The organism is Lysinibacillus sp. NPDC094177 (assembly GCF_050279145.1).
In the GTDB taxonomy this organism is placed as follows: Bacteria; Bacillota; Bacilli; order Bacillales_A; family Planococcaceae; genus Lysinibacillus.
Genome location: NZ_JBNNTW010000003.1, coordinates 316,455 through 339,604, shown reverse-complemented (window position 1 = coordinate 339,604; position 23,150 = coordinate 316,455). Strand labels below are relative to the sequence as shown.

Below are 23,150 nucleotides of genomic sequence, written 5' to 3'. Positions count from 1 at the left end.
TTCCTAGATAAATAATATCTTCGGATTATTAATAATCCGTTTAAATTCATTTTGAAAATCTCCAGCAATCTTCCCGTCTATTAAACGATGATCCACCGTAAAACTATAGCCTAAAACTTCACTGATAACTATTTCACCATCGCGTACAACTGGCTTTTGACTAATTGCACCAATCCCTAAAATACCTACTTCAGGGAGGTTTAAAATAGGTGTTCCGAAGTATCCACCATAGCTACCATAATTAGTAATTGTAAAAGTACCATCAGCTACTTCGTCTGAAGAAAGGGTACCCTTTCTCGCCTTTTCTATTAATATGTTGCTTTGGTTGTGAATTTCTCCTATAGATAGCTTGTCTGCATTTTTTATTACTGGGACGATTAAACCATTTTCTACCGCAACCGCTATACCGATGTTTATATTTTCCCAGATAATGATTCCCTCATGCTGAATGCTAGAATTTAGAACAGGAATTTTTTTCAAAATAGTAGCAGCAATTTTTACAAACAAATCATTATAAGAGATTTTAAATCCTAACTCTTCTTGCAATTCTTCATTTATCTTATTTCTAAATTCTACTAGCCTATGAACATCAATTTCATTAATATCCGTCATTTGTGCTGTCGAATGTAAGCTTTTCATCATTGTCTCTGCAATTGCTTTTCTCATTCCTTTTAACGGATAGGTTTCTTTGATTTTTTTACTAGACTGTGCAAATAGATTAGCCGATTGTTCTGTGAATGGCTTCTTATTTTCACTTCCTTTTTGTTGCTTCAAAAACTCCAAAATATCACGTTTTACAATAGCACCTGAACTCCCACTTCCACTCACAACTGCTAAGTTAATAGAATTATCCTTAGCCATTTTTCTAGCAAGTGGCGATGCCTTCTGCCTTAACTCGTATTTATTCAAAAGATCACCATTCGGCTTTCCCTGTGTGTGATCCAATTGCCTACTTTGCAACTCTTGATATACTTCCTTACTTTTAGCTATTTGGGCTACGACTTTTCCAATTTCATATTCCGTTCCCTCATGTCCGATAATATGCAAATATCCGGAAGCTGGTGCTTCTATTTCATTGGTGATCTTTTCTGTCTGAATTACGAGTATGGCATCATCTACATCAACCCAACTACCTTCATCTTTTTTCCATTCATCTATATTTGCTCTTTGCATTTCAGCACCTAGCTTTGGAATAATAACATCCGTAATCATATTTCACCCCCCTGTTCACATAAACTTTTTATTTCCGATACTATTTTTTCTACTGAAGGATAAAGATAATCCTCCAGTTCACCAACAGGGATAGGAGAAAAAGCACTTGCTATTCTTATTATCGGCGCATCCAAATCATAAATAGCTTCTTCTGAGATAACACTGGAAATCTCAGCACCAAAACCACTTTCTTTTACTGCTTCATGTACAATCGCTACACGATTCGTTTTTTTTACTGATTTCAATATGGTTTCTTTATCTAAAGGGAGTAGCGTTCGAAGATCAACCACCTCAACATCTATTCCAATCTCTGATAGCTTCTCTGCTGCTTCCAAAGATAAATGCACCATTCGACCAAAAGTGATAATAGATACATCTTTTCCTTTACGTTTTATATCAGCTTTACCTAATGGGATTGTGTATTCCTCATTAGGAACTTCCCCCTTTACGCTTAGTAATGATTTATGTTCAAGAAAAACTACGGGGTTATTATCTCGAATAGAAGATATTAGCAACCCTTTCACATCATAGGGAGTTGCTGGATATACCACCTTCAGTCCTGGAACATGTGTTAACCAACTTTCTAAGGTTTGGGAATGATGCGCACCTGCACGAAAACCACCACCTGCTAAAACGCGAACTACTAGGGGAACCTTAATTTTTCCCCCTGATAAATAAAAGGTCTTTGCCGCCTGATTAGTCAGTTGCTCCATTGCAATAGTTATAAAATCCATAAACATTAAATCAACCACTGGGCGATAACCAGCGATTGCCGCACCGACTGCAAGACCCATAATTGCCTCTTCACTGATAGGAGTATCCTTGACTCTTAAATCTCCATGCTTTGCATGTAAGTTTCTAGTTAATCCAAAAACCCCACCAGGCTTTCCAATATCTTCACCAATCAAAAATACTTTTTCATCTCTTGACATTTCTTCATCCAAAGCATGATTGATTGCCCAACGAAAACTAATATTAGACATAGTAGTAACCCCCTTAAGCATAGACGTTTGCTAATACCTCACTTTGAGACGGATATTCTGAATTCAAGGCAAATTCAACCGCTTCATCGATTTCATCATTAACAATTGCTTCTAGACGTTCAAGCGTTTGAAGATCAGTTAGTGAAGTATCCAACAATTGCTTTTTGAAGATTAGTACTGGATCACGTTTTGCCCACTTTTCCATTTCTTCCTTAGATCTATAATTCATCGGATCCCCTTCATAATGACCTTTTAATCTATAAGTTTTTGCTTCAATGAGAGTTGGCCCTTTTCCATTCCTAGCATGACTCACTGCTTTTTCGATGACATGATGGCACTCTAGTGGATCATAGCCATCTATAATGATTCCTTCCATCCCGTAGGAAGCTGCACGATCAGCTACGTTTTCAATTTTCATCTGTTCATGTTGCGGGGAAAATTCCGCATAGTAATTGTTTTCACAAACAAATACAATAGGAAGATCCCAAATGGCTGCCATATTGAGAGCTTCATGGAAAGCACCCCGATTACTACCCCCTTCACCAAAACCACAGATCACAACATTATTGTTTTTTGATAGCTTGCTACTATAGGCAAGCCCTACACCAATTGGAATATTACTTCCAATAATTCCTCCGGTTCCATAAATATTCGTTACCGGATCCATAATATGGGCTTCTCCACCAACTCCATTGCAGCAGCCCGTTTTCTTACCCATAATTTCTGCTAACAAATGCTTCGCAGCTAATCCTCTTCCTAAAATTGATGAGCGTGAACGGTGATAAGGAACTAAGTAATCACTTTTCTTTAAAATAAGAGATATAGCGGCTCCTGTAGACTCATGTCCTTTACAAGAATGAATCCATCCTGCTAATTTATTTTCAGCAAATAATTTATCAAGTGATTCTTCAAACTTTCTTGCCAAATACATTCTTCGATATAATTCTATTTTCCCTTCATTATTTAATGACATGTAATCCCTTCCTTCTAATTAATCCGAAAGTAATGCCTTCGAAATTATATGCTTTTGAATTTCTGATGTCCCGCCCCCAATTTGCATTAGCTTTGCATCTCGCATATATCGTTCGACCGGGAATTCCTTCATGTAACCGTATCCTCCGAATATTTGCACTGCTTCAGTTGTTACTTCCATCGCTACGTCTGAACCAAACAGTTTTGCAGCAGCTGCGAGCTTACCAATTTCATCAGACTTTCCATTTTCTATTAATGATGCACCTTTATAGGCTAATGCCCGACCAGCTTCTATTTTTGTATACATTGTCGCAAGTTTATCTTGAATCATCTGAAATCCAGAAATTGATTTTCCGAATTGTTCTCTCTCTTGAGCATATTTTAATGACGCCTTCAATGCTCCCGCAGCAATGCCTACCCCTTGTACCCCCATCACAACGCGTTCACTATTTAGCCCTGCCATTAAAATATTTATACCCTTATCCTCCTCGCCAACCAGGTTTTCCTTTGGTATAAAACAATTTTCAAAGATAAGTTCTCCTGTTGGTGAGCCTCTCCAGCCCATTTTTTCGAACTTTTTCCCTTTTTTAAATCCTGGTGTACCATCCTCAATAAAGAATACACTTATCCCTTTTGCCCCCTTATCCGGGGATGTCTTTGCATAAACCAAAGCGAAATCCGCTACAGGTCCATTTGTTATAAAGGTTTTTGTGCCATTTAATATATATCCATCTTTGGTTTTTTCCGCCTTCATTTGCATATTTAATACATCTGATCCCGCATTAGGTTCTGTCATGGCAAGGCAACCGATTAATTCTCCAGAACATAATCGCGGTAAATATTTTTCCATTTGATCTTTAGTAGCATTTCGCATAAAATTATCTATCACTAAACCTGATTGATGGATAATCGTTGCACAAGTAGAAGTGCAAACAGCAGCCAATTCTTCCGCAACAATGCAAGTTTCAATGATTCCTAAACCAGAACCACCATACTCTTCTGGAGCGGTAATTCCTAGTAGACCAAGTTCCCCAGCTATTTTCCAAGACTCATAAGGAAAACTCTCTTCTCTATCAATCTTGTACGCATACTTAGAGACTTCATTTTCCGCAAAATTTCTAACCATTTTTTGCAGCATTAATTGTTCTTCCGTAAATTCAAAATCCATAATAAATCCTCCTCATATATTAGTAGTAACAGAGTTTTATTATTTACCTACAAAATCAGGCTTTCTTTGCTCTAAAAACGCTGTAATGCCCTCTTTACAATCACTAGAACGAGTTAATTTTTCAAGACTTTCTTCTGTATAATGAATGGCATGATTTAAAGGTAGATCTGCTCCTATTGTCACTGCCTCTTTAATAGCCTTCACTGCAAGTGGGGCATTTTCAGAAATTTTTTCCGCAAGATTAATCGAATGTTCCATCAATTTTTCTAGTGGCACTACTTCATCAATAATCAGTAGTTTATATGCTTCACTCGCATTAATACTCTGGCCCGTTAAAAGTAATTTCATTGCTTGTCCTCTAGATGTGGTTCTTACTAATCGCTGAACACCACCCGCCCCGGGCATGATTCCAAGCTTCACCTCAGGTAAACCTATTACTGCATTTTCCGATGCAATCCGAATAGTACACGCTAGTGCTAACTCTAACCCACCACCTAGAGCGAAACCATTTATCGCAGCAATAAATGGGATTGGTGAGTTTTCTATCTTGTTGAATGTTTCGATAAGCACACGATTATATTTTCTATTTTGTTCTGGGGAACTTTTAACTACTTGAGCTAAATCCGCTCCTGCCATAAATGCTTTTCCATTTCCCGTAATAATCACAGCAATTATTTTCGCCTCGTCATTAATCTTTTCAATAATCTGATTTAATTCCCTTATAACATCCTCGCTTATCGAGTTCATTTTTTCAGGTCGATTCAGCGTAATAATTGCTATCTTTCCATGCTCTTTATATAAAACATTACTACACATTCTAGCTACCACCTCCGCCACTACAATTTAGTCAAACTTTTTTTCTTCAATTTGTCGGTCAATTTCGAAATTTATTGATTACCCCTTTTTTATTCCATAATCATTTATGTTCTTTTGTCCCCCACTCTCTATACTGAACGTTCGGTAGATAAAAGATAACACTGGTTTTCAGAATTGTCAAATAACTAAATAGAATAATTATCCATAACTTATACCTTGGATATTTGGCTCCTAGGTCTTAACGGAATCCTAAAGCATTCCAGATTCTCCTAGATTCAGATGTCATTTCGCTTTCAACCTGCCATTTAAGAAATGAGAGGCATCTCCTGTATCAGTAAAATTTATCTTGACAAATAATAATTTTGAATTTATGTTCGATACAATATGAGAAATATTCAAACAATTCATTTTTTTAGGGAGGGATAGTCATGGATTTTAAGGAAAAGGTTGTTGTAATTACTGGTGCTGCAGGAGGGATAGGTAAGGCGACCACAAGGCTTTTTGCTGAAAAAGGTGCTAAATTAGTTCTTGTCGATCTAAATAGTCAAGGACTGGAAGACGTGGTATCAAGTTTGGATATTGCTGAAGAGGATTATTTAATTCTTCCTACTGATGTTTCTAAGGAAGAGCAGGTACAAAATTATGTAGAAAAAGGAATGAAGAAGTTTGGGAAAATCGATGTATTCTTTAATAATGCTGGAATAGGTGGAAAAACAGGTTTGTTAACAGAACAAGACGCACATGACTTAGATCATGTTTTAAATGTTAACGTAAAAGGTATCTTTTACGGAATGAAACATATTCTAAAGGTGATGATTGGGCAAAAATCAGGTTCAATTATTAATACAGCCTCAGTTGCTGGATTAGTAGGCACTCCAGGCTTATCAGTTTATACTGCTTCCAAACATGCTGTTATTGGTTTAACTAAAACAGCAGCTTTGGAAAACGCTAGGAATGGCGTAAGGGTAAATGCAGTTTGTCCTGCACCTGTTGATACTGAAATGGTGCGCGAACTTGAAGAATGGATAGCACCGGGCAAAACAAGAGAAGAGCAAAAAAACATTTTCGCTAGATCTGTACCACTAAAACGATACTCAAGTCCAGATGAAATTGCACAATTAGTTGTATTTTTAGCTTCTGACAATGCATCCTATATCACAGGAAGTGCCTATACAATTGATGGGGGTATGACAGCAGGTTAACATAGACAAAAAATAATTCACATATAAAAGTGTAGCTATTTCTTCACAGTAAAAAGAGCAGTTGAATCTGGATATTTGCCAAATTCAACTGCTCTCATGAAAAACACAGCGTACTAAATAGACTAGCTCTATTTCAAAGTTTCGTAAACTGTACTTAGTATGGTTTGTTTATTTTTTTCCATAAGTAAATTATTATCTAAGTTACCAGTAATTATTCCGACTGTTGGCAAAGCAATCGACATGTAAGATATTGCACCAATAGTTTGAATTAAAAACAACATTGGGTCGATTGAGTCTATTTTTCCCTTTTCCTTCAATATTTCTAAAGGTCTTTTCGCTTCATTAATAAATTCGATTAAATACATGTCTTTGCTGTTTTTGAGGCGATCACTATTCTCCATTATTTCACGAACCATAATTCGGTTATATTGGGGAAATTCCCATGACCAGTCAATAAAACGTTCCAGCATTCCCATTATTTGATTCAGTTCGCTTTCTTTTGGATCACTTAAATCAATAATAATTGATTTCAAGCTACTTTCTATTCGTTTCAATACTTCAATATATATTTTTTCTTTTGTAGAAAAATAATATAGAATCGTAGAGTTTGCTACACCCACGCCTTCTCCAATTTCCCTAATTGATGTATCTGCAAATCCTTTTTTTGAAAACAATTCCTCTGCAACGGAAAGTAGACGCTGTACTGTTGTTTCTGTTTGACCTTTTGGAACATGTTTTTCTTTATTTTCATTCGACATATTAACAACCAACTTTCATTTAGCAAACAAAATAGTCAATAAAAATATCATGAATTTTGTACTACAATCTATGTACCTGTACCTTTATTACAATTTTATATAAATATTAATAGTGAATGATTTTTCACGATTACTAAAAATAACCTAAAAATTTATTACATAGTGCAAATAATCTTATAATCAGAATGGAAGACAAAAATAAATTACTAAAACGACTACAATTTATATCATAACCAATCAAATAAGTAAGGCGTTTTGGAACTATACACATATACTACCACAAGATTAGATTTTAATCGAAAAAAATACAAACTGGAAAAGCTTGATTAAATAATTACTTGCCTGTTTTTCTTTTATATAATCTTTAAATGACTATGGAAACCGAGAGTAAATATCAAAATTGTAAGTTCGTGGTAAATTTAGATGATACCATATATTATCAATTGGGTCTAGTATTTGATGGAATCGTTAATGAAAAGCAAATTCAGCTCTTGTATAGCTAGATCAACCAATATATTGGTCCTTGTCATTAACGTTACGAAGACCCCTTACACTCTATCTTCTTTAGTAAACCTTTTACATTACGATGATAAATAGTTAATTTTAAGTTCAAAAAATCGAATACTCAGTTTCAACAAAATATAAATTTCCTTTGACATACAAAAGGCATCAAGAATCTCTTGATACCTTTTTAACACACCTTTACTTACCCACGATCAGCTTGGAATTCAGGATATAAAGTCATTCCACCATAGGCAAATAGAGTAATCCCGGTTACTTAACTAGCCTGCGATGAAGCAAGCCATACTGCGACTGCGGCAATTTCCTCTGATTTTCCGATATACCCCATCGGAACCATGCTTTCCACATCTGCACGTTTTGCTGGATTTGCAAATTTTTCTGCATTTAGGGGTGTATTGATCGCTCCAGGTCCGATGTTATTGACACGAATACCCTTTGGAGCACATTCTAACGCTAAAGCTATCTTGGTCCTTAATGTTGAAGTCATTATTTGCATGTTGGATTTTTTTACCTTTATATTTTTAAATCTTTACTAAGGCATTCCACTAAACAAAAGTAGCTATCTCGTCATAATAATATATTAAGCTAATTTTTAGCTTACACCGCCTTGAATTGTTACTGATGGGTCACTTCCATACGGTGGCCCTTTTTTATTTCTCAAAGTACATTAAGTCATAATTATTTTTCAAATTTCTATTTCTTAGGACTTTTTGTTGGATAAATACCTCTCCGCTTTCTCTAACAATACATATTATAGTTGTAGAAAGGAGGAATACAACATGGGATGGTTCGGAAATGTCGGCAATTTCAACAACAGCTGTTGCTACGGAGGTTATAGCTATGGAGGTGGCAATAACGGTTCAGCATTTGTTTTAATTGTTGTTCTGTTCATTCTTTTAATTATTGTCGGCGCTACTTTCATGTATTAATCTTTAAAAGAAAAATTCTTTTGAGCTATTAGAAAATAAGAAATAGTTAAAGTTTTTTAACCTTACACAACATCATTCAAGGTCACTTTCACAGAGTGACCTTTTCTAATTTCCTGAATCTATTTGAGTCAAGGAAAGAGATATTGCCCTGCTCTTTAGAATATGACTTTACTCAGTGATCCGGTCCTCCCTTAATTTCCCAACTGAAAATCAAATACAATTAACTAGTATCAACAGTTGTTCTCTCTTTGCATTTGATAGTTTTTATCCATCATTATTGTCGGCACTAGCTTTCTTTTAGTATATGGTAATAATAAGTTATCCTTACACCTCTATTTTATTAGTTCAGGACAACTTTCCTCCAATAACTCTTTCTCTATTTAAAACTTTATGAACAAAGTCATATATGGATATTGAAAATTTATTAATCACCTTTTACACTTTTATAAGGTTAGTGCCACTAAAGCACTCCATTTGTACCTAGTATAAAATGGTTATTTAAATGAAAGCGAACGACAGACTCTTAAAAAGATTTTGTCGTTTCTTTTTTCATAGTACGTGCATTTTTTATCTTAGTAATAGCGTGGATTCGGATAGTGTTGTTGATGGTGGTGGTGATGGTGGTGCGGGTGGTGATGATGTGATGGATGTGTTGGATATGATGTATGTGTTGGATAGTAATGCATTGGGTAGTAATGATGGGTTGGATAATGCTGTGTCGGATTATAATGCGTTGGAGAAACTGGGTAATATGGATGTCTTCCCCCTTGTTGTCCTCCATAACCATGCCCGTAATCGTATTGCATATTTTTTCCTCCTTTCGATTTCGATATAGATTATGCTATTAAAGGATTAACAGTCTACGCAAATGCCTATCTACTAGCCAAATCGCCTCCTCTTCACCCCTACAAACAAAAGAACAATCACCTTACCAACTATTTTTTCTATGTTCAATCTAACACGTATAAATTGAGCAGGTTTATTTCATTTTTTAAGTTTGTTATAAAACACAAAGGATTGAAATTGGAGCATCAGACAAATTTCATTGACTATAAAGGAGAAAAAATTTCCCTTACTGCAATAAAAGTTAAAGCATATTGTAATGGATTTGTAGGATTAATAGAAAAAAGTTACAGCTTGCTTTAGACGACATACGAATCCCTTAAATTTTAGAGTCAAAATAAGTTGTTTAAATGACTATCCAATAACGCTCCATTCATACAAAATTTCACAGTGAATACTCTCGTATAAGTATTACCTCTCTTGCCGTTTTGAGTAACAAGCAATCCCATTTACAGAGTTCCTCTTAAAAATTCCCAAATAGCACCTTATTTGTGCTATAATTCCACTTTAGATAGAAGTAATTACTATAAAGCAATATTATTAGGAGCGAAATAAATGATTAATAAAAAATGTACAAGATGTGGAAGTACCCAATTTACGGAAGCTACAGACTATATACCCATTAAACCAAGTAAAGGTTCATTTAAAGGAGCAAACAAGATCTATACATTTTGCTTAGACTGTGGTGAAGTTGACTCAATTCGTATAGAAAATACAACAATTTTTAAAAAATAGGCTCTGTAATTATGTATTTGATTTCGTAAAGGGGGGATTTTTATGAATATAGTGATCAAAAGAACCAATGAAATTGAAGCTCCTATTCTTTTAGAAATTCAGAAAGAAGCATTTGAAGATGATTTAAGAATGTATGAAGACCACAATACAAGTCCAGTAAATGAACCGATTGAACGATTACTTCGAAAAATTGAACTCTTTATACACTATACCATATGGCACAATAATGAGATTATTGGGGGTATAGATGTGCGTAATTTAAAAGATAACAAATATCGATTAAACAGGATATTCCTATCAAAAAAATACCAAAACAAAGGATTTGGTAGCGAGATCATGAAATTGGTAGAAGAAGAATTTCCTTCAGCAGTTGAATGGGTTTTAGATACACCACATTTAAACATTAGAAATCATCACTTTTACGAAAAAATCGGCTATAAGAAAATCGGTCAACATCAAATAAACGAAAAGCTTATATTAATTGATTATACAAAAAAGATAAGGTAATGTTCTATTATACAAAAATTGTAAATACCTATTTAATATTAAAATGACTGTCTGAATTCAGTTTTGGATGTGAGAGCAAATAACAAACAAAAATGACTACTTATCACAGAGTAGTCATTTTTGTTTGTTTGTTATTTAAAATTGTAAATCCGCATTGTCCTGGTGCTTCACTCTATTAAGTTTTCGCTGTATAAACCATTCTACAACGATTAAATTGGGTACCCAACATAACCAAGCAATTATAGTGTAACTAAGATTAAAATGTTCAAATCCAAATAGGACAGTAAACAACACTAGCCAAATTCTTAATGTTACAGCTGCGAAGGTTAAAGAATAATTTCTTATCATCCACTTTTGATGAGCCTGAATATTCTTATGTTTAATTTTAGCGAGAGCTTGGCTTGCTGTTATCAGCCAAAATAAAGATAAGAAACCAAACCCCAACTGAGACACCAATCCTCCAGTAGCGTAAAATGCTAAATAAAGACCTGAAACACTTCCCAATAAAATACCTATCATATAAATTTTCCCCATAATTCGATGACGATTTATATTTTTTTCTCTAAACTTAGAAAATAATGTAAAGGGACCGATTACTAAAGCTACTATTCCAAATATGATATGCAAATAAAGCATTATGTACCAAAACGAACTCAAAGTTGAGTTTAACATAAGCTTTAATTTAACAAACCCCGCTTGATGTGCATCCATAAAAAAATATTGAATAATGGAATAACCAGATATTAAAATAGCTAAACAACTAAATATAAGCCAAGTTTTTTTATGCATCATTCTAACCTCCTAAAATTTTTATTTCTTAATTTATTTATTAGATGAATCCCCTCACTACCTCTACACATATATGCAGTTTGATTTGTTCTTATTTTGGTTTTATTATTTCTTATTTCATAAACCACTTATTTCCTGTTCATACTGTAACATTAAATTTCATTGCATCCCTTTTTTACCCAACAAGTGGTGAAAAGACGTGCGTAAGAGGTTATTTTTTAAAAATGAAATTTGTCCAGAAGAAGCAATTGAGATATTTGAGATATCTACATCTCTGGTTCAACACTTTATTAAAAGATGAAAAATGAAATACTCATGAACCGATGTACATTTCCTTATTCGATATTGATGTAAATAAAAAACCTATTAGGCTCTGATTTGTTCAGTCTCCTAATAGGTCAATTAATTCTACAAACATCAAAACTTTAGATATCAGCAAAGCAGTAACGCACCTTGTACCTTGTACTATTACATTACTCTACTAATTCAACAGTAAGTGTAGTAACCCACAAAGGTGCTGTAGGTTCTACCGTTCCATCATAACCGACTTTTACTTTATCACCAACCTTAAATTTCTCATTGGGATTCTTTGCTAAATTTACATAAATAATTCCGTAAACCGCATCATTTTCAGCTTTAGTTACATAAACATAAGCTGCCCGATCATTTATCATCTCTTCAATTACCCCTACAAAAGTTGCTTTAACTTCACTTTTACACGTATGCAATAAACAAAAGCATATAAGAACTATAAATAGCAAACTAAATACCTTTTTCAAAATATTATCTCCCTAAATCTTACAAATGTCTTTAGATTAATAATACTTCATTTAGGTAAGTATTTCCATTTACTTTTCAAACTCCATATTTCCCTAGAAAAAGTCTGTGTATTGTTTATTTTCGGCTCTCGCTACTGCATGACATACCGAGCTTTGTCCTCACAGATAACGAAATAACAAATACAAAAAACCACCCATTTTGAAGTGAGTGGCCAACTGTAATCATATTTCATTATATTCATGTTTGTTTGATTCTAATGGGAATTTTAAATCCTAAAGCTATAGCTGCACCGATACAGCTTGATAGACATCCTATTATCAAATATATTGAAAGAGATGATTCACCAATTAGAACAGAGGCAATACCTCCAATTACCGGAAATAAAGCTACCATGTACCCACTTTTTGCAGCACCTATTCTTTCAACAAGCTTTAGATAAAATAGCCATGCTAGGAAAGATGCTATCAATGTTAAGTACAATAAAGCAGCTATGTATGTTATTGATGTAGGAATAATGATCTTTTGTCCCTGTAACAATACAATTATTGACATTAAAATACTTCCTACAGTAAAGCCAATAGCATTTGCATAGATTGGGTCAATTTTTACTCTGGCGTTCCTTGCAGAACTTACATCACCAATTGCTGTTAGTACTGTACCTAAAAGAGCAATCATAATGCCTTTTATAACAGATAAGCTAGAAAAACTACTTAAAGAAGGATAAATAAGAACACAAACGCCAAAAACTCCTAGGAGTCCTCCAAATAAAACACGAGGATGTAGTTGCTCTTTTAAGAAAATACGAAGAGCTAGCGGCGTCAATATCACTTTTAATGAAAAGATTAATGTTACGATTGCTGCCGAGCTTAATATTGTTGCGTAATATAGGCATAAATAGCTTAATGCAAAGTTACATACACCAAACACAATGATAAAGGGTATATCTTTCCTTGTAGGTTTCCCTTTTGGCTTTAGAAACAATACTAGGACAATAAATAAAAATGCTGTAATAACTAGTCGATAAGTCAAGGATAATTCTAAGCTTACAGGCGTTCCTTGAATTTTCACCGCAATAAAATTAAGCCCCCATACTATTAAACAAAATAAATACATTAGATTAGTCACTATATTCAATATACCTTCTATCGTTCTTTAATTAACGAAATTTCTAAAGAGAATAATTAGCAATTCCAGGAAGGAATTCTCTACTCTAGAAATCATCGCCTAATATATATTATCATCGCATACAAAGTTTGTAAAAATGTTTTTCCCTAACCCGCACCTACTTTTTTAGATTACACACAGCCATGGGAACGACCATTTTCAGCGAATAACTTTTGGAATGATATGAATGAAGGTCCAATAAATCTTACGCCAATTTTTTTATCAGTCTTTCATTTACGAGCAATCGCCACAATTTGCTCCATAACGCTTTTGGAATCATATGTTATTATCGAAAATAAGAAGCATAGTGAAAAGTCACACCTAGTTAGATGTGACTCAATTATTTATATTAAATTTTTAGACTTAACACTTTTACCCGATACAATAAACTTATTCTTTTCTTCATCAAAACCTATAATGAAACTAAATTCATTCAATATGTTTCCTGTGTAATCACTAAGTCTCAAAGTTGGACTAACCCAAAACACAACTTCGTTTCCATCCATCTTCCAACCGTATTCAAATCCTTTGTGCTTTTCTTCAAGACGTATTGCGAGTGATTGTCCGTTATTACTGATTGTGTTTTTTACTAAATCAATAAAATTAATATGTGCTTTTGTTTCTATCTACCTCACCTCCATCCACAATGGTATTATATGAAATTATCAGAAGACTAAAACAAAAAAAGACTACCGAACAGGCAGTCAATAAAACTTGTCAACAACAAATCAACGTGCTTTGTGTATGTAAGGGCAATTAATTTCTCGCGCATTTCAGTTCGCTTTTTGATAGTACTATCTTATATGACGAGGATCAATTTCTTAGATAAAACCTATAGTCACTTAACAATAAAAAAGCAACCGACTACTTCAACTCCATTTTTTAAAAATGGTCGATTTTTGGTCGGTTGCCTAGATTCTTTATTATTTAATTACCTATAAAACGTTGATAAATCAACTATTCTTGAATTGCCGCTTCTAATGCAACAACGATCATATCGTTAAATGTAGTTTGGCGTTCTTCTGCAGTTGTTACTTCACCAGTTAGAATGTGGTCACTTACTGTTAAGATAGAAAGTGCTTTACGGCCATGTTTTGCTGCTAATGTGTAAAGTGCTGCAGATTCCATTTCTACAGCAAGTACGCCGTATTGAGCTAATTTTTCGTTTTGATGCTCATCAGAATAGAACATATCTGCTGTGAAGATATTACCTACTTGTAGGTTTAAACCTGCATCTTTACCTGCATTGTATGCTTTTAATAGTAAATCAAAGTCAGAGATCGGTGCGAAATCGATATTGCCGCCCCAAATGATTTGGTTCATACGTGTATCAGAAGTTGCTCCTTGCGCTAAAATAACGTCACGAACTTTTACATCTTTTTGAATTGCACCACAAGTACCTACGCGGATTAATTTTTGAACATCATATTCTTGCATTAATTCTGTAGCGTAAATCGAAATTGAAGGTACGCCCATACCAGTACCTTGTACAGAAATACGTTTACCTTTATACGTACCTGTATAACCAAACATATTACGTACTTCATTATAGCAAGTAACATCTTCTAAAAATGTTTCAGCAATGTACTTTGCACGTAATGGATCTCCTGGAAGTAAAATTGTATCAGCGATTTCGCCTTTTTTTGCATTAATATGAATACTCATACTGCAATCCCTCTTTTCTGTCAGTTATCACTATAAATAATACTGTGTTTCTGCTATTTACGCAATGCTAGACGTCTAGCAACTTGAAATAAATTATATTATTTTAACTTATATCATGCCTGATCTACGTATAATGCCCACAACTCATCAAATACCCCTGTTGTTAAGTTGTCAGTGGCGAATGATTCAATATATGAAGAAAGCTCTTCAAATTCTGTGCTCTGTTTCGGAAAATTATGCTCATGAAACATTTCTTCCGCAAATCGCACCTTTGGATCTGACCAATCCCCACCTCTGAATGTCAGTACATACAAATAAAAGCTCTTTTTCATTCTAGAAATCCTCTCTTTACTCATCTGCTTTCCGCTAGTTTATCAAAAAATGCCGTCTTAGTCACAAAAATATCGATTAAGTATTTTATCCTACTAACACAACTCGAACTTTTTTCTTGAGAACTTTGGACTTTCGTCACAGAAAAATAATATGCATTATTAATCTGAAAAATGAAAATTTTTTGAAAAAACGATAGAAATGCCTAGGAAAATAAGGTAAAATTTTAAACAGCATTCAAAAATAGGAAGGTGATGGCGATGAAAAACTCTCATAAATCCAGGAACTCCGTACAAAAACGCCCGTCTCTCTTTAAAAATAACTTTTCAAAAAAGAAAGCAAATGATTTAGAGGACATTAGGCACAATCTCCCTCCTACTAAAGATAAACGACAACGTTTTTACCATTTAATTCGAGGCAAAGTACTTATTATATTTTCTCTCATTATTGTTATAAATGGCACAATGGGGATATTATCGTATATCAATATTCAGAATCTGCAAAGGCAAATGAAGGATTTTACTGAAAAAAACGTCCTGGAACAATTAACTGTCAACCAACTTGCATATGAAATTGCGAGGCTCACCAATTTAGAACAAGCATATTTAATTACTGGGAATGGGAACTTTTCTACTTCCTATAATATGAAAATCGATTCCATCGATAAAAAAATAAAAACATTAGTAAAGCAATTTTCAGAAAGAGAACTAGAGTTAAGTCATATACAGGCGATCGACCAATATTATAAAAATTACCTTGAATATTCTAAAAAGGTCATGACAATGCGTGACGAACTTGGTCTTGAACAAGCTCGCAAACTCGTGATGGGCGGTACTGGAGAAACAATGAAGCTATATATTGATAAAAATATCGAGTCCATTAATTCGGTTATGGATGATGCTAATAAAGCAAAATTAGATAAGCTTAACAAGCAAGTTACATTATCTATTACTACTTTCTTCTTCATTTCACTATTCGGTTTTATTGCCATTATTATTTTTGGTTATATGTTATTTAAATCATTAAAAAACAATACACAGTCTATTAACCGTTCCATTCTCGATATTGCACAGGCTGGTGGAGACTTGACACGACGTGTTAAAGTTCGTAATCATGATGAATTCTCTACTATTGCCGCTTCAACCAATACACTTATTGAATCTATATCTAATTTGATTAAACGTGTCAGTGGGCTGGCAGACCACGTTTCTAGTAGTAGCCAAGAACTAATGTCATTAGCCGATGAAAATGCTCGTACAATACAGAATATTGCAGACGCTACAGCTGATATCGCGAGTGATAGCGAGAATACGATTTCTAGTATGACAAGCGCCCAACAAAAAATGAGTGATCTTGAACATTCTGTGCACCAGTTAAATGAGCAAGCAAATGCAGTTCAGCGTGCATCATTGGCTATGCAGCAAGCAGCTGATGTAGGCAGTCGCTCCGTTCAACAATCTTCTTTAGTGATGCAATCTATTGAAGAAACGATGGCCTCCACAACTACCACAGTTGAAGCACTCGGGCGAAAATCTGCCGACATAACATCTATTATCGGCACGATTACTGCTATTTCAGAGCAAACTAATTTACTTGCCTTAAATGCTGCGATTGAGGCAGCACGCGCGGGTGAGCACGGACGAGGCTTTGCTGTTGTCGCTGATGAAGTTCGAAAGCTAGCAGTTCAATCTCAAAATGCCGCAAAAGAAGTAACATCCATTGTAACGTCCATTCAAGACGAAGTAGCATCCATTATCTCTCAAAACCACGAGGGTGTATCGTCAGTTATTCGTGGCGTTGAAGTAACGAATGAAACAAACCAATCTTTAGACAATATTTTAATGCACACTAAAGAAACGACAACAATTATCGTGACTATGGTTGAGAAAATTGCATTAACACTTGATTATAGCAACGCTGTAGCCAATGATTTTGTACATGTGAATGCCTATGCTGAACAATCAGCTGCCAACACAGTCACTTCCGCTGCTGCAGCGACACAAGGATCTGCATCCATGCAGGAAATTAATGCCTCTGCCACAGAGCTTGCTCAACAAGCTGATAGTCTGCGTAATCTTGTCAGTGAATTTAAAGTTTAAAGTGTCTCAGAAATAATAAAATCGTTTAAAAGATGTTCATAAATAATGAAGCAGATACATGATCTAGCCCCAAAGTTTTTTAATATGAGCATTTAAAATAATTCATTAATAGAAATCATAGTGTCTAAAAACAAAAGATTCAGATTTGGGGAGGACAATGTTAACGAATTTAAATCATTATTTTAAAAAATTAATGGTGTATATTCCTGAAGGAGAAATTCGCCTACGAGATTTTCGTAATGAGCAAAAGTGGATTAGTTCAAACTATAAATTTGGAATGCCGGGGATAAGAAAAAATTTAATGGAAGTTACTTGGAATGTTGAGATAAAGCCATTTTATCTTGCCAAATATACTGTGACAGAAAAACTTTATGCGATGATTATGGGGAAGAATTTTTTAACAACAATAACGAATCAAAAACCAATTGTTAATGTTTCATGGATAGATGCAGTAAACTTTTGTAATTCTTTGTCTGACGCTCTGGGATATGACAAGTTTTATGATTGTGATAAGAAAAGTAAATCAGTTGTATGCAATCCTAGTTCAAATGGTTTTCGATTACCGACAGATGCTGAATGGCAATATGCATGTAAAGCAAAATCAAAAGGATATCGGTATGGTGAAATTGATGAAATTGCTTGGTATAAAGATAATTCTAACGAACATGTACACAATGTTGGAGAAAAAATGCCTAATAATTGGGACTTGTACGACATGATAGGTAATGTTTGGGAGTGGTGCTGGGACTTATACGATGAAGAGTTGTTTGGAAATTACCGCATAATTCGAGGAGGAAGTTGGGCTGAAGAAGAACGCGGATGTGGAGCTACTTGTCGCCGTAAGAGTATGCCTGATTTCTTTATTGATGATATCGGATTTAGAATTGCAAGATCAATCATTTAATATTTCTAAACAATTATGACGTTCTATCCAGTGATTCTATGGGGCGATTCGTCATTTCGATGGTTCTTTCCGTCGCTTCGGCTGGTCTTTCCGCCGCTTTGTCGATTCTATCCGTCGTTTCGATGGCTCTTTCTGTCGCCTCGACGTTTCTTTCCGTCGCTCGACTGTTCATCCGTCGCTTTGTGGACTCTTTCCGTCGCTTTGTCGATTCTATCCGTCGTTTCGATGGCTCTTTCCGTCGCTTCGATAATTCTATCCGTCGCTTTTGATAAAAAAACTCCTAGCACGATTAATTCACTGCTAGGAGTTTTTGTTATTTAAATAATGAAAGGTATTCTGCATAGCCTTCTTTTTCTAAATCTTCTTTTGGTACAAAGCGGAGGGCTGCGGAGTTAATACAATAGCGTAAGCCTCCAAGCTCACTTGGTCCATCAGGAAAGACATGTCCTAAATGAGAATCAGCGTCTGAGCTTCGAACTTCTACGCGACGCATCCCATGAGAAGCATCAAAATGCTCTGTAACTTCTTCCTTTTTAATCGGCTTTGCAAATGCTGGCCAGCCACAACCTGAATCGAACTTATCTAGCGAGCTAAATAATGGCTTCGCTGACACGATATCTACATAAATACCCTCTTCAAAGTGCTTATCATATTCATTACGGAACGGTGGCTCTGTTCCATTTTCCTGTGTCACATAATATTGCATCTCTGTTAACTCTTTTAAACGTTGTTCTTTAGTCATTTTTCAGCCCCCAGTGTTTCTCCTGAAACGCTTTGCGACCAGATCCGGTAGAATAGCGCTCGTAGTGCATTGGATTTTTCTTGTAATAATATTGATGATAGTCTTCAGCTGGGTAAAACGGACTTGCTGGTAAAATATTCACTGCGATAGGCTTATCGAATTTACCAGATGCCTGTAAATCTGCCTTAGATCGTTCAGCCAAATCACGTTGCTCATCATTGTGATAAAAAATCGCGGTTGTGTAGGACTCTCCACGATCATAAAATTGTCCTCCAGCATCTGTCGGATCAATTAATGTCCAAAATGTCGCGAGTAATTGCTCGTAAGAATATAGCTCATCATTAAACGTAATTTGAACCGCTTCAACATGCCCCGTCGTTTCAGAGCATACTTGTTCATATGTTGGATTGACAATATGTCCACCCGTATAGCCGGAAATCACTGATTCAATGCCAGGCGTTTCGTCAAAAGGCTTGACCATACACCAAAAACACCCACCTGCAAATGTTGCATATTGCTTTGCCATTTACCTCACTCCTTATGCACCAGGAACAATAATTTCGAGTAGAATCTTATCATTTGGTAAGTCTAATTCTTTTGCTTTAATATGAGATCCTGAAGCAATGTTAATGCGCGATAAGTCAATATAGATTTCTGCCTTATTCGGATTGACTGTAATCCACGAAGGGAAATTCACCGTGTCTCGCATAATTTTCATAGTCGTTTCCGGTGGAATATTTAACAGCCCAACATTCATTCCCGTCTGTTTTAAAATTATATTCCCTTTCTCATCAACTATGGGATCGAAGTTCATAGAAATTTGGATTTCTGTATAGAACACCTTTAACGTACTTCTTAATTGAATATCATCACCAATCGTAAAGTCCAACGGTAATGGTGTTCCCGCATCCTTTAAATACTTCTTCGATATAGATTCCAATTCCTTCTTTGTTGTTTGGACAACTAGTACGTTACCTTTTACTTCACTTTCACCTTTTGAACTCTCCGCTAAATTTACTCCATCTACTGGTCTAGTTGCTAAATAAACGACGAGGAGGATCGCAAAAAGCACTGTGCCCGCAAAGGCAAAAAATGCAAATTTCCATTTATTCATTTTGTCACTCCTCGAAGCCTATTTCCTTGTTAATCTTTTGTTCCATGTTACATTTCTCCATTGCTTTCAATATTCGATCTGTCATTTTTTCATAGCCTTTTGCATTTGGATGGAAGAAATCCGAATGATAAACGAGCTCTTTATTGGAATCAAACAAGTCCTCCACTGATACATAGCACGCATTAGCATCTTTCTTCGCTATGTCTTCAATGACTTTATTCCACTCCGTAATAATCGTATCAAATTCATTCGCTTCATTTGTCACAATAGAGAATGGATTATAAAAACCGATAAGTATTAAAGGCACAGTTGGATTTTTTTCTCGTATGCCATCAACAATTTTACTATAACGTTTCTTATAGGCCTTCAATTCCTTATCAAAAGCATCTCGTTTCAAATTAAACAGATCTTGTTTGACAATCTTCATGACATCATTTCCACCCATTGTAATTGAAATGAGCTGTGCTTTTTGCAACTCTTCATCATAATGCCCTTTTTTCACTAATTTTAATAGCTGATCACTTCGTCTTCCTCTTTTTCCTCGATTATCAACTTCAACGTCAGAAATCGAGGACCGAGCTACCAATGAATCTGCTAATCTACCTACAAAACCGTCTTTACTATACTCATCACCGACACCGGCTGTCAAAGAATCACCGAGTGCTAGGTACTGTAGTTGCTTTGCGCTTTCATTATCAATTTTCCGTAAATCCTCTGGTGATGGCTCAAAAAAATGTTCAAAAATTTGCGTCAATACATTCCTTGAGGTTTTTTCCTCATTTTCTGTTTGTTGCTCATCCTGTTTCATATCTTGCTCCGTCCCTGCGTGCTCCCCTTCTGGTTCTGCTTGCGGATTCGGTTCATCTATTGATATTACACAACCACTTAGTACAAAGACGGTCAAACATGACAAAACTATCATTCGCCAAATGTTCATTTGACCACCTTCCATCATTTGCTGTTTATTCTATTATAGAATAGTTCATGCTGCAATGAAAAGTGACTATACCTAGGTATTGAGTAAAAATGTGTGTTTATTATGTTTTTTCGTATAAATAGGCATGACACTTTATAAACAATAAAAAGCCACTACAATTATTTATGTAGTAGCTCATATATATTATTCTGCAAAATAAATAAAACCAATTGCACCTGGGCCAGTATGTGTTGAGATGATTGGTGAAGTAAAGGCAACTCCTACTTCATTAAAACCTGTTCCTTCAATCAATTCTTTTAATGGGCCCCCCATCGTTACCATTCCATCGGCGTGAGAAATCCCAACTGACTTTACTGTTTTTCCAGCAGTATCTGCTTGGAATTGTTTAAATAAGTAGTTCACAACTTGTTTATGGCTACGTACTTTGGTTACGGGATTATATGCGCCACCTTCTAAGTTTGCAATTACTTTAATGTTCAGCAAAGAACCGATGAAGCCTTTACCTTTCCCAATACGTCCGCCTTTAATTAAATTCTCAAGTGTGTCGACAACAACATACAAATACGTATTTTCGCGAACCTTTTCAAGACGTGCAATAATTTCCTCGACAGTAGCACCAGCATCACGCATTTTAATTGCCTCTCGTAATTGAAAAGCTAGAGCAAAGGCGATAAAACGTGAATCAATAACAGTTACATCTGCATCCGTCAGTTGCGCTGCTTGACGAGCTGATTCAACTGTTCCACTCATACCACCAGTCATATGAATTGAAATAATTTGATCTCCGTCTTTACCTAACTCATCGTATAATTCTTTAAATTTCCCCGGTGCAGGCTGTGAGCTTTTTGGTAAATTTTCGGCATTTTTCATATTCTCTAAAAAAGATTGTGGCTCTATATCAACACCATCTGTATATGTTTTTCCATCAATTTGAATCGTTAAAGGCACAATATGTATACCGTGCTGCGCTATTTCTTCTTTTGTTAAATCACAAGTTGAGTCCGTCACTATATGAATTCGTCCCACTTCGACACATCCTTTTACTTCATTAAATTTTATTATATAGACTAACGAATCATTATGTAAACATGACATTTGTCATTAGGTTCCGCTCGTTTCAGTCCATTTAATAACCGTTACCTTGGATACTATAGCGCTTTGTCGAATCCTTGTCTAACAAAGTCCTCCAAGTATTTAAGCATTTATATGACACTTTTGATGTTGAAAACATGACAAATGTAAATTCCAGGATGAAAATTATTGGGGTATAGTAAATGCAAGCACGAAAGGAGTGTTCGATATGTTAGATTCTTTTGACTACAAAACATGGAAGGAAGAATTGTGGAATGCCATTACACATGGCATTGGATTTATCGCAAGTATTCCAGCGCTAGTTGTTCTAATTTTAGCAGCTGTACAAACCGGAAGTGCGCTCCAAATTACAACGTTTACTATTTTTGGTGCCTCTGTGATCATTTTATTTTTAATGTCGACGCTGTTACATAGTATGCCGGAAAAATACAAGCACTTTTTCGCCATTCTTGATCACTCTTCTATTTATATTTTAATTGCCGGAACGTATACACCTTTCCTTTTAATTGCAATTGGTGGTACGCTAGGCATTACTTTATTATGTATTATTTGGTCACTTGCCATACTAGGTGTTATTTTTAAATGTTTTTTTATTAATCGATTTGAGAAGCTTTCTTTAATTTTTTACATCGGTATGGGCTGGTTAATTATTTTTGCCATTAAGCCTGTCTATCTTTTCTTAGGCTTTCATGGTTTTGCTTTACTATTAGCAGGTGGGCTTTTCTATACGATTGGCGCTATCTTTTACGCATGGCGTTCACTTCCCTACAATCATACAATTTGGCATCTATTTGTGTTAGCTGGATGTGGCGCGATGTATGTTTGTGTTTATTTTTACTTATAAAATATAAAAAAATCGCTCTTTTAATAAAAGGAGCGATTTTTTT

Annotated in this window: 25 protein-coding genes and 1 pseudogene; 8 read left to right on the top strand and 18 right to left on the bottom strand. The window is 35.2% G+C overall.

Annotated elements, in window-relative coordinates; translation table 11 throughout:
• Positions 1-3: 3 nt before the first annotated feature.
• Genes ACQKNC_RS07780 through ACQKNC_RS07760 form a run of 5 tightly spaced genes read right to left on the bottom strand, consistent with a single transcriptional unit; the run spans position 4 to position 5,151 of the window.
• A complete protein-coding gene (locus tag ACQKNC_RS07780) occupies positions 4-1,212 on the bottom strand; it encodes a dihydrolipoamide acetyltransferase family protein (RefSeq protein WP_427424271.1) in 1,209 nt (402 codons plus the stop codon).
• Positions 1,209-2,195 carry an alpha-ketoacid dehydrogenase subunit beta gene (locus tag ACQKNC_RS07775; protein ID WP_427424270.1) on the bottom strand — a complete coding sequence of 329 codons (987 nt, stop codon included), beginning with the start codon at positions 2,193-2,195 and terminating at the stop codon, positions 1,209-1,211. Before ACQKNC_RS07775 ends, ACQKNC_RS07780 begins: the two co-directional genes overlap by 4 nt.
• A 13-nt stretch (positions 2,196-2,208) precedes the next feature.
• Complete coding sequence (locus ACQKNC_RS07770; RefSeq protein ID WP_427424269.1) at positions 2,209-3,168, bottom strand: thiamine pyrophosphate-dependent dehydrogenase E1 component subunit alpha; 960 nt, start codon at positions 3,166-3,168, stop codon at positions 2,209-2,211.
• A gap of 18 nt (positions 3,169-3,186) precedes the next feature.
• Positions 3,187-4,335 (bottom strand): acyl-CoA dehydrogenase family protein, encoded by a 1,149-nt coding sequence (locus tag ACQKNC_RS07765; protein ID WP_427424268.1) that lies wholly within the window; start codon positions 4,333-4,335, stop codon positions 3,187-3,189.
• A gap of 39 nt (positions 4,336-4,374) precedes the next feature.
• Complete coding sequence (locus ACQKNC_RS07760; RefSeq protein WP_427424267.1) at positions 4,375-5,151, bottom strand: enoyl-CoA hydratase/isomerase family protein; 777 nt, start codon at positions 5,149-5,151, stop codon at positions 4,375-4,377.
• A gap of 428 nt (positions 5,152-5,579) precedes the next feature.
• Here ACQKNC_RS07760 and ACQKNC_RS07755 point away from each other — a divergent pair, with 428 nt between their 5' ends.
• A complete protein-coding gene (locus ACQKNC_RS07755) occupies positions 5,580-6,353 on the top strand; it encodes an SDR family NAD(P)-dependent oxidoreductase (protein ID WP_427424266.1) in 774 nt (257 codons plus the stop codon).
• 128 nt (positions 6,354-6,481) lie between these two features.
• Here the strand turns inward: ACQKNC_RS07755 and ACQKNC_RS07750 are convergent, their stop codons facing one another.
• Positions 6,482-7,111 (bottom strand): TetR/AcrR family transcriptional regulator, encoded by a 630-nt coding sequence (locus tag ACQKNC_RS07750; RefSeq protein ID WP_427424265.1) that lies wholly within the window; start codon positions 7,109-7,111, stop codon positions 6,482-6,484.
• Between the two features lie 706 nt (positions 7,112-7,817).
• Positions 7,818-8,090: pseudogene (locus ACQKNC_RS07745) on the bottom strand (SDR family oxidoreductase); the annotation flags it as partial.
• Between the two features lie 322 nt (positions 8,091-8,412).
• On the opposite strand from ACQKNC_RS07745, the gene ACQKNC_RS07740 reads away from it, so the two are divergent.
• Positions 8,413-8,562 (top strand): YjcZ family sporulation protein, encoded by a 150-nt coding sequence (locus tag ACQKNC_RS07740; RefSeq protein ID WP_427424264.1) that lies wholly within the window; start codon positions 8,413-8,415, stop codon positions 8,560-8,562.
• Positions 8,563-9,134: 572 nt separating this feature from the next.
• On the opposite strand, the gene ACQKNC_RS07735 is transcribed toward ACQKNC_RS07740, so the two are convergent.
• Positions 9,135-9,368, bottom strand: a complete 234-nt coding sequence (locus ACQKNC_RS07735; protein WP_427424263.1) for a hypothetical protein — start codon at positions 9,366-9,368, stop codon at positions 9,135-9,137.
• Positions 9,369-9,960: 592 nt separating this feature from the next.
• Between ACQKNC_RS07735 and ACQKNC_RS07730 the strand changes: the two genes are divergently transcribed.
• Both ACQKNC_RS07730 and ACQKNC_RS07725 read left to right on the top strand, forming a co-directional pair.
• Complete coding sequence (locus ACQKNC_RS07730; protein WP_427424262.1) at positions 9,961-10,140, top strand: hypothetical protein; 180 nt, start codon at positions 9,961-9,963, stop codon at positions 10,138-10,140.
• 42 nt (positions 10,141-10,182) lie between these two features.
• Positions 10,183-10,647, top strand: a complete 465-nt coding sequence (locus ACQKNC_RS07725; RefSeq protein ID WP_427424261.1) for a GNAT family N-acetyltransferase — start codon at positions 10,183-10,185, stop codon at positions 10,645-10,647.
• Positions 10,648-10,782: 135 nt separating this feature from the next.
• On the opposite strand, the gene ACQKNC_RS07720 is transcribed toward ACQKNC_RS07725, so the two are convergent.
• From ACQKNC_RS07720 to ACQKNC_RS07700, 5 genes are all read right to left on the bottom strand, one after another.
• Positions 10,783-11,436, bottom strand: a complete 654-nt coding sequence (locus ACQKNC_RS07720; protein ID WP_427424260.1) for a DUF2306 domain-containing protein — start codon at positions 11,434-11,436, stop codon at positions 10,783-10,785.
• Between the two features lie 473 nt (positions 11,437-11,909).
• On the bottom strand, positions 11,910-12,215 hold the full coding sequence (locus tag ACQKNC_RS07715) for a hypothetical protein (protein WP_427424259.1): 306 nt from the start codon (positions 12,213-12,215) through the stop codon (positions 11,910-11,912).
• 238 nt (positions 12,216-12,453) lie between these two features.
• Positions 12,454-13,341: a DMT family transporter gene (locus ACQKNC_RS07710; RefSeq protein WP_427424258.1), complete on the bottom strand. Its 888-nt coding sequence runs from the start codon at positions 13,339-13,341 to the stop codon at positions 12,454-12,456.
• 996 nt (positions 13,342-14,337) lie between these two features.
• Positions 14,338-15,045: a purine-nucleoside phosphorylase gene (gene deoD / locus ACQKNC_RS07705; RefSeq protein WP_427424257.1), complete on the bottom strand. Its 708-nt coding sequence runs from the start codon at positions 15,043-15,045 to the stop codon at positions 14,338-14,340.
• Positions 15,046-15,158: 113 nt separating this feature from the next.
• Entirely contained in the window at positions 15,159-15,377 is a 219-nt protein-coding gene (locus tag ACQKNC_RS07700; protein ID WP_427424256.1) for a YozE family protein, read from the bottom strand.
• A gap of 258 nt (positions 15,378-15,635) precedes the next feature.
• Between ACQKNC_RS07700 and ACQKNC_RS07695 the strand changes: the two genes are divergently transcribed.
• The 3 genes from ACQKNC_RS07695 (at position 15,636) to ACQKNC_RS07685 (ending at position 18,647) form a co-directional block, all read left to right on the top strand.
• A complete protein-coding gene (locus tag ACQKNC_RS07695) occupies positions 15,636-17,474 on the top strand; it encodes a methyl-accepting chemotaxis protein (RefSeq protein ID WP_427424255.1) in 1,839 nt (612 codons plus the stop codon).
• Positions 17,475-17,631: 157 nt separating this feature from the next.
• The gene (locus tag ACQKNC_RS07690) at positions 17,632-18,378 is read left to right on the top strand and encodes a formylglycine-generating enzyme family protein (RefSeq protein ID WP_427424254.1); all 747 of its coding nucleotides are present in this window, start codon (positions 17,632-17,634) and stop codon (positions 18,376-18,378) included.
• 38 nt (positions 18,379-18,416) lie between these two features.
• Positions 18,417-18,647 carry a hypothetical protein gene (locus ACQKNC_RS07685; protein ID WP_427424253.1) on the top strand — a complete coding sequence of 77 codons (231 nt, stop codon included), beginning with the start codon at positions 18,417-18,419 and terminating at the stop codon, positions 18,645-18,647.
• 44 nt (positions 18,648-18,691) lie between these two features.
• Here ACQKNC_RS07685 and msrB read toward each other — a convergent pair whose 3' ends face one another.
• From msrB to ACQKNC_RS07660, 5 genes are all read right to left on the bottom strand, one after another.
• Positions 18,692-19,120, bottom strand: coding sequence for a peptide-methionine (R)-S-oxide reductase MsrB (msrB, locus tag ACQKNC_RS07680; protein ID WP_427424252.1), 429 nt, complete (start codon positions 19,118-19,120; stop codon positions 18,692-18,694).
• Positions 19,113-19,646 (bottom strand): peptide-methionine (S)-S-oxide reductase MsrA, encoded by a 534-nt coding sequence (gene msrA, locus ACQKNC_RS07675; protein ID WP_427424251.1) that lies wholly within the window; start codon positions 19,644-19,646, stop codon positions 19,113-19,115. The genes msrB and msrA overlap by 8 nt, the downstream gene beginning before the upstream one ends.
• Before the next feature lie 12 nt (positions 19,647-19,658).
• On the bottom strand, positions 19,659-20,234 hold the full coding sequence (locus ACQKNC_RS07670; protein ID WP_427424250.1) for a YpmS family protein: 576 nt from the start codon (positions 20,232-20,234) through the stop codon (positions 19,659-19,661).
• Between the two features lie 4 nt (positions 20,235-20,238).
• Positions 20,239-21,171 carry a GDSL-type esterase/lipase family protein gene (locus tag ACQKNC_RS07665; protein ID WP_427424249.1) on the bottom strand — a complete coding sequence of 311 codons (933 nt, stop codon included), beginning with the start codon at positions 21,169-21,171 and terminating at the stop codon, positions 20,239-20,241.
• A 183-nt stretch (positions 21,172-21,354) separates the two neighbouring features.
• Positions 21,355-22,197: a DegV family protein gene (locus ACQKNC_RS07660; protein WP_427424248.1), complete on the bottom strand. Its 843-nt coding sequence runs from the start codon at positions 22,195-22,197 to the stop codon at positions 21,355-21,357.
• 274 nt (positions 22,198-22,471) lie between these two features.
• Between ACQKNC_RS07660 and trhA the strand changes: the two genes are divergently transcribed.
• Entirely contained in the window at positions 22,472-23,107 is a 636-nt protein-coding gene (trhA, locus tag ACQKNC_RS07655) for a PAQR family membrane homeostasis protein TrhA (RefSeq protein WP_427424247.1), read from the top strand.
• Positions 23,108-23,150: the final 43 nt, after the last annotated feature.